Origin of the sequence: uncultured Tepidimonas sp., assembly GCF_938045175.1 — a bacterium.
Taxonomy (GTDB): Bacteria; Pseudomonadota; Gammaproteobacteria; order Burkholderiales; family Burkholderiaceae_C; genus Tepidimonas.
This window is the reverse complement of record NZ_CALIND010000072.1, coordinates 1-10,304: the sequence shown is the minus strand read 5'-3', so window position 1 is coordinate 10,304 and position 10,304 is coordinate 1. Positions and strand designations below refer to the sequence as shown.

Annotated in this window: 10 protein-coding genes; 7 read left to right on the top strand and 3 right to left on the bottom strand. The window is 66.6% G+C overall.

Annotation, left to right across the window (positions count from 1 at the left end; genetic code table 11):
- Positions 1–111: 111 nt before the first annotated feature.
- Together rfbA and rfbC are read left to right on the top strand one after the other, a co-directional pair.
- Positions 112–996 (top strand): glucose-1-phosphate thymidylyltransferase RfbA, encoded by an 885-nt coding sequence (rfbA, locus tag Q0716_RS03630; protein ID WP_299019761.1) that lies wholly within the window; start codon positions 112–114, stop codon positions 994–996.
- A gap of 11 nt (positions 997–1,007) precedes the next feature.
- Positions 1,008–1,550 (top strand): dTDP-4-dehydrorhamnose 3,5-epimerase, encoded by a 543-nt coding sequence (rfbC, locus tag Q0716_RS03625; protein ID WP_299019763.1) that lies wholly within the window; start codon positions 1,008–1,010, stop codon positions 1,548–1,550.
- Between the two features lie 50 nt (positions 1,551–1,600).
- Here rfbC and metK read toward each other — a convergent pair whose 3' ends face one another.
- Positions 1,601–2,785 (bottom strand): methionine adenosyltransferase, encoded by a 1,185-nt coding sequence (gene metK / locus Q0716_RS03620; RefSeq protein WP_299019759.1) that lies wholly within the window; start codon positions 2,783–2,785, stop codon positions 1,601–1,603.
- Positions 2,786–2,970: 185 nt separating this feature from the next.
- Between metK and Q0716_RS03615 the strand changes: the two genes are divergently transcribed.
- Positions 2,971–3,813, top strand: a complete 843-nt coding sequence (locus tag Q0716_RS03615) for a lysophospholipid acyltransferase family protein (protein WP_299019757.1) — start codon at positions 2,971–2,973, stop codon at positions 3,811–3,813.
- On the opposite strand, the gene Q0716_RS03610 is transcribed toward Q0716_RS03615, so the two are convergent.
- Both Q0716_RS03610 and yihA read right to left on the bottom strand, forming a co-directional pair.
- Positions 3,793–4,719 carry an alpha/beta fold hydrolase gene (locus tag Q0716_RS03610; protein ID WP_299019751.1) on the bottom strand — a complete coding sequence of 309 codons (927 nt, stop codon included), beginning with the start codon at positions 4,717–4,719 and terminating at the stop codon, positions 3,793–3,795. The genes Q0716_RS03615 and Q0716_RS03610 overlap by 21 nt on opposite strands.
- A gap of 39 nt (positions 4,720–4,758) precedes the next feature.
- Positions 4,759–5,409, bottom strand: coding sequence for a ribosome biogenesis GTP-binding protein YihA/YsxC (yihA, locus tag Q0716_RS03605; RefSeq protein WP_299019749.1), 651 nt, complete (start codon positions 5,407–5,409; stop codon positions 4,759–4,761).
- Positions 5,410–5,502: 93 nt separating this feature from the next.
- On the opposite strand from yihA, the gene Q0716_RS03600 reads away from it, so the two are divergent.
- The 4 genes from Q0716_RS03600 to Q0716_RS03585 form a co-directional block, all read left to right on the top strand.
- Positions 5,503–6,117 carry a c-type cytochrome gene (locus tag Q0716_RS03600; RefSeq protein ID WP_299019748.1) on the top strand — a complete coding sequence of 205 codons (615 nt, stop codon included), beginning with the start codon at positions 5,503–5,505 and terminating at the stop codon, positions 6,115–6,117.
- Between the two features lie 189 nt (positions 6,118–6,306).
- Positions 6,307–8,451, top strand: a complete 2,145-nt coding sequence (locus Q0716_RS03595) for a cytochrome c biogenesis protein ResB (RefSeq protein ID WP_299019746.1) — start codon at positions 6,307–6,309, stop codon at positions 8,449–8,451.
- Positions 8,448–9,815, top strand: coding sequence for a c-type cytochrome biogenesis protein CcsB (ccsB, locus tag Q0716_RS03590; RefSeq protein WP_299019744.1), 1,368 nt, complete (start codon positions 8,448–8,450; stop codon positions 9,813–9,815). Before Q0716_RS03595 ends, ccsB begins: the two co-directional genes overlap by 4 nt.
- A gap of 15 nt (positions 9,816–9,830) precedes the next feature.
- A partial coding sequence (locus tag Q0716_RS03585; RefSeq protein WP_299019742.1) for a molybdopterin-dependent oxidoreductase occupies positions 9,831–10,304 on the top strand: 474 nt, incomplete at its 3' end.

The following is a 10,304-nucleotide window of genomic DNA, read 5'->3' as shown; positions in this document are numbered from 1 at the left end:
ATACCACACGCTTGCGCCAGACGTTCGGCCTGCACCTGCCGCCGTGGGAGTCCGGCGTGCGGCGTTGGGTGTCGTCTGTTTGCGCTGACCAGGGAATCATCTCGTGATCGTATGAATATTCGAAGCACTTTGCGCAAAGGCATCATCCTCGCGGGCGGCTCGGGCACCCGCTTGCATCCCGCCACGCTCGCGGTCAGCAAGCAGCTGCTGCCGGTGTACGACAAACCCATGGTGTATTACCCCTTGAGCACGCTCATGCTGGCGGGCATCCGCGACGTGCTCGTCATCAGCACGCCGCAAGACATGCCGCGTTTCGCGCAACTGCTGGGCGATGGCAGCCAATGGGGCATGAATCTGCAGTATGCCGTGCAGCCCAGCCCCGACGGACTGGCGCAAGCCTTCATCATCGGTGCCGACTTCGTCTCGGGTCAACCCAGCGCCTTGGTGCTGGGTGACAACATCTTCTACGGCCACGACTTGCAAGTGCTGTTGCAAGCCGCCAACGCCCAGGCGAGTGGCGCCACCGTCTTTGCCTACCACGTGCAAGACCCCGAACGCTACGGCGTGGTCGCCTTCGACGCGCAGGGGCGGGCGCTCAGCATCGAAGAAAAGCCCCAGCGTCCCCGGTCGAACTATGCCGTCACGGGCTTGTACTTTTACGACGAGCAGGTGGTCGACATCGCCCGCGCCGTGCGGCCCAGCGCCCGCGGCGAGTTGGAAATCACCTCCGTCAACCAAGCGTACCTGGAGCGCGGACAGCTCAACGTCCAGATCATGAAGCGCGGCTACGCCTGGCTCGACACCGGCACCCACGACAGCCTGCTCGATGCCGGCCACTTCATCGCCACGCTCGAGCGCCGCCAGGGGCTCAAAGTCGCCTGCCCCGAGGAAATCGCCTGGAGAGCCGGTTGGATCGACGACGCACAGCTGCAGCGCCTGGCCGCGCCGCTGGCCAAGACCGGCTACGGCCGCTACCTGCTGTCGCTGCTGGGGTGAGCCACATGCCCATCACCGTCACCCCTACCGCGATCGCCGACGTGCTCATCCTCGAACCCCGGGTCTTTGGCGATGCGCGCGGCTTTTTTTTCGAGAGCTTCAATCAGCGCGACTTCGAGGCCGCGACGGGCCTGCGGGGCGTCACCTTCGTGCAGGACAACCACAGCCGCAGCGCGCGCGGCGTGCTGCGCGGCCTGCACTACCAAGTTCTCCCGCACGCGCAGGGCAAGCTCGTGCGCGTGGTGCGCGGCGCCGCCTTCGACGTGGCGGTCGACATCCGCCCCGACTCGCCCACCTACGGGCGCTGGGTCGGCGTCGAGCTCAGCGAATCCAACCACCGCCAACTGTGGATACCGCCGGGCCTCGCGCACGGCTTTCTGACGCTCAGCGACGAGGCCGACTTCCTCTACAAAACCACCGACTACTACAGCCCCGCCCACGAGCGCTGCATCCGCTGGGACGACCCGACGCTGGCCATCGAGTGGCCGCTGGGGGGGAGGGCGCCGCAAGTGTCAGAGAAAGACAGTCGAGCACCTCGTTGGCGATTCGATTGAAACCGGCCCTTGTAGAGCGCGAGGGGGCGGAGCGAATACTTTTTGTCCAATCAGTCTTTGACCCCCGCCAAATCCCGCAACACCTGCACCTTGTCGGTGTGCTCCCAGATGAACTCGGGCTCATCGCGGCCGAAGTGGCCATACGCCGCCGTTTTGCTGTAGATCGGCCGCAGCAGGTCCAGCATCTGGATGATGCCTTTGGGGCGCAGGTCGAATACCTCGTTGACGATGGCGGCGATCTTTTCATCCGGGATCACGCCCGTGCCTTCGGTGTACACGGTCACGTTGATCGGGCGCGCCACACCGATGGCGTAGCTGACCTGGATTTGGCACTGGCGCGCAAGCCCTGCGGCGACGATGTTTTTGGCCACGTAGCGCGCAGCGTAGGCCGCGGAGCGGTCGACTTTGGTCGGATCTTTGCCGCTGAAGGCGCCGCCGCCGTGCGGGCAGGCGCCGCCGTAGGTGTCGACGATGATCTTGCGCCCGGTCAGGCCGCAATCACCCTGCGGGCCACCGATGACGAAGCGCCCCGTGGGGTTGATGAGGTAGCGCGTGTCCTTGAGCCACTCCTTGGGCAGCACGGGCTTGATGATCTCTTCGATGCACGCCTCGATGAACGCGGGCTTCATGTGCTTGCCGTCGCTCATCTCCGGGCTGTGTTGGCTGGAGAGCACCACGGTGTCGATGCTGTGTGGGCGGCCGTCCACGTAGCGCATCGTGATCTGGCTCTTGGCATCCGGGCGCAGAAAGGGCAGGCGCCCGTCCTTGCGCAGTTGCGCCTGGCGCTCGACGATGCGGTGCGCGTAGTAGATGGGCGCGGGCATCAGCGCGGGCGTTTCGTCGCACGCGTAACCGAACATCAGCCCCTGGTCGCCCGCGCCGGTGTTGAGGTAGTCGTCACTCGCGTGATCCACGCCCTGCGCGATGTCGTTGCTCTGCTTGTCGTAGGCCACCAGCACCGCGCAGCCCTTGTAGTCGATGCCGTACTCGGTGTTGTCGTAGCCGATGCGCTGGATGGTGTCGCGCGCCACTTGGATGTAGTCTACGTGCGCGTTGGTGGTGATTTCGCCCGCCAACACCACCAGGCCGGTGTTGCACAGGGTCTCGGCCGCCACGCGCGAGCGCGGGTCTTGTGCCAGGATGGCGTCCAGGATGGCATCCGAGATCTGATCGGCCACTTTGTCCGGGTGGCCTTCGGAGACGGATTCGCTGGTGAAGAGGAAGTCGTTCGCCATGGTGTTTACACTCCGTTTGTGGGTTGGCTGCCGGCGTTGCGCCGGCGCCCCGTGAGCGGGTGGTATGGCGAACGCTTTAGCGGCATTTGTGAATCGCCCGCAAGTAGTTCCGTAACTCGGCGATAGGCCCGGATTGTATCCGCGTCGCCGAGGGATGTGTCTCTCCCTTGCCCAATCCCGCTGTCATGATGCGTTGGTTGTTGCTGCTGGCCCGCTGGCCCTTGCCGCTGTTACACGCCCTGGGCTGGGTAGGGGGCTGGGTGGTGTGGCTGCTGTCGCCCCCCTACCGGCGGCGCTGGCGCGAGCACACCCGGCTGGCCGGGCTGCGCGGGTGGCCGCGCTGGGCGTCGGTGGGGGCGGCGGGCCAACAGGTGGCGGAGCTGCCGCGTCTGTGGTTTGGGCCGCCGGTGCGCGTGGGTTGGGAGGGGGCGGCGCACATCGAGGCGGCGTTGGCGCAGGGGCGTGGGGTGTTGTTCTTGACGCCGCACCTGGGGTGTTTCGAGGTCACGCCGCGCGCTTATGCCGAGCGCTTTGGCCGGGCCGGCGCGCCGATCACGGTGCTGTACCGCCCCGCGCGCCACGCCGGGCTGGATGCGGTGCTGCGCCAAGCCCGACAGCGCCCTGGCATGGCGGCGGCACCCACCTCGCTGGCCGGCGTGCGCCAGTTGATGCACGCCTTGCGCCGGGGCGAGGCGGTGGGCCTGCTGCCCGATCAAGTGCCGCCCGAGGGGCTCGGGGTGTGGGCGCCGTTTTTTGGTCGCCCGGCCTACACCATGACGCTGGCCGCGCGGCTGGCGCAGCAGCCCGGCGTGCAGGTGCTGCTGGCGTGGGGGCAGCGGCTGCCCTGGGGGCGTGGCTATGTGGTGCACGTGCAGCCGTGGTCGCAGGTGATGGACGAGCCCCTGGCCGCTGATGCCGCCCTGGCGGCTGCGCAGATCAACCGTGCGATGGAGCGCCTGATCGCGCGAGCCCCGGCCCAGTACTTGTGGGGTTATGCGCGCTACAAATCACCGCGCCCGCTGGGCTGACGCGACGAACGCTTCGATCGACGCGAGCACCCGCTCGGGTTGCTCGTGCAGCAACCAGTGGGTGGCGTCGGGCAGCCGCTCGATACGCAAGTCCGGGACCCACGCCTCCAGTCCCTCGAGCAGGCCGGGCAGCAGCGCCTGGTCGCGCATGCCCCAGATGACCAGCGTGGGCACGGATACGCGCAGCAGCGCATTGGGTAGCTCCACCCCGGCGGCACCGGGGTCGTCGGCACTGGGTGGGCGCAGCGGCGACGCGGCGTAATAGTGGAGCCCGCCCTGCAGGCCGAGGGCCCACACCGCCTCGTGCTGCGCTTGCAGCGCGGGCGTGAGCCACCGGGACGTGTCGGACATCCCCCGAAAAAAAGCCCACAGCTTGGCATAACCGTTGGCCGCCAGCCACTGTGCGGCATCGGGGCGACACAGGACGTTCATGTAGGCGCTGGCCTGCTGCTGCGCGGCCGACGTGCGCAGCTCGCGCCAGAACGTGCCCGGGTGTGGGGAGTTGAGGATGACGAGCCGATCCAGCCGCTGCGGCTGCAGCGCGGCCAGGTTCCAGGCGACGGCGCCACCCCAGTCGTGGGCGACGAGCCCGGCCACGCGCCCGGGTGTGGGGCCATGGACGGTCACCTGTTCGATGAGCGCCGTGATGTCTTGCACCAGGTGCTTGGCGCGGTAGGCTTGCACGTCCTTGGGTGCGCTGGAGCGCTCGTAGCCGCGCAGGTTGGGTGCGATGCAGCGAAACCCGCCATGTGCGGGGTCGGCAAAGTGGCGCAGCGCGTCGTCCCACACGAACGCGGCTTGCGGAAAGCCGTGTAAGAACAGCAACACCGGGCGACTGGGGTCGCCAGCGGCGCGCACACTCAGAGTGATGCCGTGGGGCAGCAGTAGATCGAAGGTTTCAATCATGGGGAGGGGCTCCGGCGCATGGCCCCGCCGCACCCTGGGTCAAGCAGAGGATGGCGCGTGCGTCCAATCCCACAGCCGTTGGGCCACTGCCTCCACACCCTGGCGCTTGAGGGCGGAAAAGAGCATCGCATCCCCGCCGTGGGTTTGGAGTCGCGCAATGGACAGCGCCTTGGTTTGTTCGGGCCGCGAAAGCTTGTCGGCTTTGGTGAGCAACACGAGAAAATCCAACCCCTGCTCCACGCGCGGGCGGATGATGTCGAGCAGTGCTTGGTCGAGTTCGGTCAGGCCCAGACGCGCGTCACACAGCATCACCACCGCGCGCAGGTTGGGGCGGCTGACCAGATAGTTGGCCATGACCTGCTGCCAGCGTCGCTTGGCGGCCTGTGGCACGGCGGCGTAGCCGTAGCCCGGCAGGTCGGCCAGCACGGCATCGGTGGCGCCTTGCTTGCCCAGCGCGAACAGCACGATGCTCTGGGTGCGCCCGGGCATCTTGGAGGCAAACGCGAGCTGGCGCTGTTGCGCGAGCGTGTTGATGCAGGTCGACTTGCCCGCGTTGGAGCGGCCGACGAACGCGATCTCGGGCACGTCCAGCGCGGGCAGGTTTTGCAGTTGTGGCGCTTCGGTGAGGAAGCGCGCCGTGTGCAGCCAGGCCAGTGCCTGTGCTGCTGTCGAGGGGTTGATGGTCGTCATACGGGGTGTGTTTGGCGCCATTGTAGAATTGGGCGTTCCGTACAGGGCGTCGGGGTCGGCCCCGGTGCCGTCCCATCCTTCAGCGACCCAGCCATGAAACCCATCGCCACGCTCATCGGAGCCGTCCTGGCCGCCACCTTGCCCTGGAGCGCCCAAGCGCAGACCGCGCAGCCCGACCTCAAACGCGGTGCCGCGCTCTACGGTCAGGTGTGTGTGGCCTGCCATGCCGCGGATGGCAACTCCACCACTGCCGCCAACCCCAAGCTTGCACAGCAGCACCCCGAGTACCTGATCAAGCAGCTCAAGGAATACAAGTCGGGCAAGCGGGCCAACGCCGTGATGGTGGGTTTTGCGGGCGCCCTGTCCGACCAGGACATGACCGACATCGCCCACTGGCTGGCCAGCCAGAAGGGCACGCCGGGTTTTGCTACCGATGTGGAGCTGGTGCGCTTGGGTGAGCGCATCTACCGCGGCGGCATCGCCGACCGGCGCATTCCGGCCTGCGCGGGCTGCCACGGGCCGGCGGGCTCTGGCATCCCGGCCGAGTACCCGCGCCTGAGCGGCCAGCATGCCGAGTACACCGCGACGCAGCTCAAGCTGTTCCGCAGCAACGAGCGGGCCAACAACAAGACCATGCATGAGATTGCGCGTTACCTGACGGACCGCGAAATCCAGGCCCTGGCCGAGTACACGGCTGGGTTGCGCTGAGTGCCGGGGTGGGTGGCCCGGCGCGCCCACCACGTGCCCACCCATACGCCCGCAGGCGGTCAGGGGAATATCAGTGTCGGGTAATATCTGCATGGGTCGTTTGTCTGCCCTCGGAACCTTCTCCCGACGCTCCACTCTCAATCCAGGCAGGCCCACCGTCGGCCTGCCTTTTTCGTGTCGTCTGCCCGCATGAGCGCCTCCACCGCCGGTATCGAGCTCAAGCTGCCCTCGCGCCGTTTCGCCACGGTGGTGGAGCTGCTGTCGTCCATGCGCTTTGCCATCGCGCTGCTGACGGTGATCTGCATCGCGTCGGTGGTGGGCACGGTGCTCAAGCAGCACGAGCCGATCAACAACTACGTCAACCAGTTCGGGCCGTTTTGGTCGCAGGTGTTTGACGCGCTGGATCTGTATTCGGTCTATAGCGCGTGGTGGTTTTTGCTGATTCTGGCGTTCTTGGTGGTCAGCACCTCGCTGTGCATCGCGCGCAACACGCCCAAGATTCTGGCCGACTTGCGCCAGTTCAAAGAGCACGTGCGCGAGCAGAGCCTGCAGGCGTTTCACCACAAGGCGCAGGCGACCCTGCCCGAGGCGCCCGAGCGTGCGGCCCATCGCATCGGGCAGGCGCTGCTGGCGCGCGGCTGGAAGGTGCGGCTGCAATCGCGCGAAACGCCCCACGGCACCGGCTGGATGGTGGCGGCCAAGGCAGGGGCCGCCAACAAGCTCGGCTATCTGGCCGCGCATTCGGCCATTGTCATCATCTGCATTGGTGGGCTGCTCGATGGCGACCTCATGGTGCGCGCGCAGATGTGGTTTGGCGGCAAGGAGCCCCTGCAGGGCGGCGGCATGATCGCCGAGATTCCGGACAAACACCGACTGCGCGACACCAACCCGACCTTTCGGGGCAACCTGCTCGTCACTGAAGGCACGCGCGCTGGCGTCGCGGTGCTCGCGCAACCCCAGGGGATGATCCTGCAGGAGTTGCCGTTCGACGTCGAGCTCAAAAAATTCATCGTCGAGTACTACGACACGGGCATGCCGCGGCTGTTTGCCAGCGATATCGTCATCCACGACCGCTACACCGGTGAGGCGCGCCCAGCACGGGTGGAAGTCAACCACCCGGTCGAGTATCGGGGGATCCAGATCTATCAGTCCAGCTTCGACGACGGCGGCTCGCTGGTCAAGCTGCGGGCGCTGCCGATGGGCGCCAACGTCAAGCCGTTCGAAGTGCAAGGGCGCATCGGCGAAGCCACCACGTTGACCAATGGCGAGCAGCGGCTGCGGCTGGAGTTCACCGGGCTGCGCGTCATCAACGTGGAAAACTTCAGTGGCAACGCCGGCGCCGGCGCCGATGTGCGCAAGGTCGATTTGCGCCAAGCGATCGAGTCGCGCCTGGGGGCGGGCAACAAGACCGCGACCGAACGGGTGCTGCGCAACGTCGGTCCCAGCATCACGTACCGGCTGCGCGACGAGGCTGGGCAAGCGCGCGAATTTCATAATTACCAGTTGCCGATCGACTTGGACGGCCAGCGCGTTTACTTGCTGGGCGTGCGGGAATCCCCGTCCGAGCCGTTTCGTTACCTGCGCGTACCGGTGGACGAGAAGGACAGTCTCGACGGCTTCATTCGCCTGCGCGCCGCGTTAGCGGACGACGCGTTGCGAACGATGGCGGTGCGGCGTTATGTGGCGATGGCGGCCGCAGGCCAGCCCGCCAGCGTGGTCGAGGCGCTGACCGCGTCGGCGCACAGGACCTTGAATTTGTTTGCCGGCGACGACCCCGAGCTCGAGCGCCTGCCGCACAACGGCGCCCCGCGCTTGGGCGGCTTGCAAGCGCTGTCGGCTTTTCTGGAGGCCAACGTCCCCGAGGCCGAGCGCGAGCGCGCGGGCGAGGTGTTGCTGCGCATCCTCAATGGCACGCTGTTCGAGCTGCACCAGCTCAGCCGCGAGCGCGCCGGCCTGCCGCCCGCCGAGCGCAACGACGCCACGGCCGCGTTCATGACGCAAGCGGTGCTGGCCCTGTCGGATGCGTTTTTCTATCCGGCGCCGCTGACGTTCGAGCTGACCGACTACGAGCACGTACAGGCCAGCGTGTTTCAGGTCGCGCGTGCCCCTGGCAAGACCATTGTTTATATCGGTTGCCTGTTGCTCATCATCGGCGTTTTTGCCATGCTGTACGTGCGCGAGCGGCGCTTGTGGGTGTGGTTGGCGCCCACTGGCAGCGCGGGTAGTCAGGCGACGATGGCGCTGTCGAGCAACCGCAAGCTGCTCGACAACGATCGTGAATTCGACGGCCTCAAGGGCTTGCTGCATCCGCCCACCCAGGAGGGGACGACATGACATCGGCATCGCAGACGATCGATTTGCAACTGGACAAACAGCGCACCGGCGCCACGGGCTGGCGTGGTTGGCTGGTGGCGCGCACGCGCTGGGACTGGCTGTACGCCCTGCTGGTGCTGGCGGGCACGGCCGTTGCGTTTGCCGTCTATGGCGCGCGCATGGACGTCTATGAACGCGCGATCCTGGCTGGCACGGCGCCCAGCCTGATCGCACTGGCGTGGTTCTGGCGCCCGGTGCAGGCGCTCACGGTGGTGGTGGCGGCGCTGTCGCTGCTGGCCATCGGCTTGTATCAGGTCGATGGGCGTGCCGACTTGGCACGTGCCGATCAAGTGTTTTTGCTCAAGTACTTTTTGTCCAGCCAGTCGGCCATCCTGTGGATGAGCGTGCTCTTTTTCATGAGCACGGTGTTTTACTGGATCGGGCTGCTGGCACCGCGCGGTGGGCAGACCGCGCAGATGCTGGGCTCGCGCCTGGCGTGGGCGGCGGTGACGCTGGCGCTGGTGGGTACCATGGTGCGCTGGTACGAGAGCCACCAGATCGGGCCGGGCATCGGCCACATTCCGGTGAGCAACCTGTACGAGGTGTTCGTGCTGTTCGCCTGGCTGACGGCCGCCTACTACCTGTACTACGAAGACCGTTACCAGACCCGCAGCATGGGCGCGTTCGCCATGCTGATTGTCAGTGCCGCGGTCGGCTTCCTGCTGTGGTACACGGTGGTGCGCGAGGCGCACCAGATCCAGCCCCTGGTCCCGGCCCTGCAGAGCTGGTGGATGAAGCTGCACGTCCCGACCAACTTCATCGGCTACGGCACCTTCGCCATCGCCGCCATGCTGGCCTTCGCCTACCTGATCAAGCAGAGCGCCGGCGAGACCCGCTGGTGGAAGCTGCTGCCGCTGTGGGTGCTGGGGATCGTGCTGTGCTTCGAGCCGCTGGTGTTCCGTCAAGGGGCGGCAGACAAGGGAGGCAGTTACTGGTTCGTGTACTTCGGCGTCTCGGCGCTGATCGTGGGCGGCATTCTGGCCGCGCGGCGGCGCATTGCCGAGCGCTTGCCCAGCCTGCAGGTGCTGGACGACGTGATGTACAAAGCGATCGCGGTCGGATTTGCGTTCTTCACCATCGCCACCGTGCTGGGTGCGCTGTGGGCGGCGGAGGCGTGGGGTGGCTACTGGAGCTGGGACCCGAAAGAAACCTGGGCGCTGATCGTGTGGCTGAACTACGCCGCATGGCTGCACATGCGCTTGATGAAGGGCCTGCGTGGAACGGTCGCTGCCTGGTGGGCGCTGGTGGGGCTGGCCATCACCACTTTTGCTTTCCTCGGTGTCAACATGTTCTTGAGCGGCCTGCACAGCTACGGCTCGCTCTGACGGGGATTCCCAGCCATGTCTGCCGTGCGGCCCAGCGAGATCACGCCACGTACGGTCTATGAAAACCGGCGCGACTGGCTGCGCCGCCTGGGCCTGGTCACTGCCGCCGCATGGGCGCCAAAGGGATGGTCGTCATCGACCTCGGCGGTCGTTCGGCCAGGCAAGCGCCCGCCGTTGGCAGCCGTGCCCAGCACGCTGCCTGGCGCCCGCACCGCCGACGCATGGACGCCCTACGAGCAGGTCACCCAGTACAACAATTTTTACGAGTTCGGCGTCGACAAGGACGAGCCAGCTCGGCTCGCGCACCGCATGCCCCTGCGGCCATGGACAGTGCAAATCGATGGCCTGGTGGCCAAGCCGTTGACGCTGGACATCGACGACCTGCTCAAACTCGCGCCGATGGAGGAGCGCATTTACCGGCTGCGCTGTGTCGAGGGCTGGTCGATGGTGGTGCCGTGGATCGGTTACCCGCTGGCCGCACTCATCGAG

Coding starts and splice junctions, on each gene's coding strand:
- Q0716_RS03615 (WP_299019757.1), top strand. CDS start 2,971: ATGATGCGTTGGTTGTTGCTGCTGGCCCGCTGGCCCTTGCCGCTGTTA.
- rfbA (WP_299019761.1), top strand. CDS start 112: ATGAATATTCGAAGCACTTTGCGCAAAGGCATCATCCTCGCGGGCGGC.
- Q0716_RS03610 (WP_299019751.1), bottom strand. CDS start 4,719: ATGATTGAAACCTTCGATCTACTGCTGCCCCACGGCATCACTCTGAGT.
- Q0716_RS03595 (WP_299019746.1), top strand. CDS start 6,307: ATGAGCGCCTCCACCGCCGGTATCGAGCTCAAGCTGCCCTCGCGCCGT.
- Q0716_RS03600 (WP_299019748.1), top strand. CDS start 5,503: ATGAAACCCATCGCCACGCTCATCGGAGCCGTCCTGGCCGCCACCTTG.
- metK (WP_299019759.1), bottom strand. CDS start 2,785: ATGGCGAACGACTTCCTCTTCACCAGCGAATCCGTCTCCGAAGGCCAC.
- ccsB (WP_299019744.1), top strand. CDS start 8,448: ATGACATCGGCATCGCAGACGATCGATTTGCAACTGGACAAACAGCGC.
- yihA (WP_299019749.1), bottom strand. CDS start 5,409: ATGACGACCATCAACCCCTCGACAGCAGCACAGGCACTGGCCTGGCTG.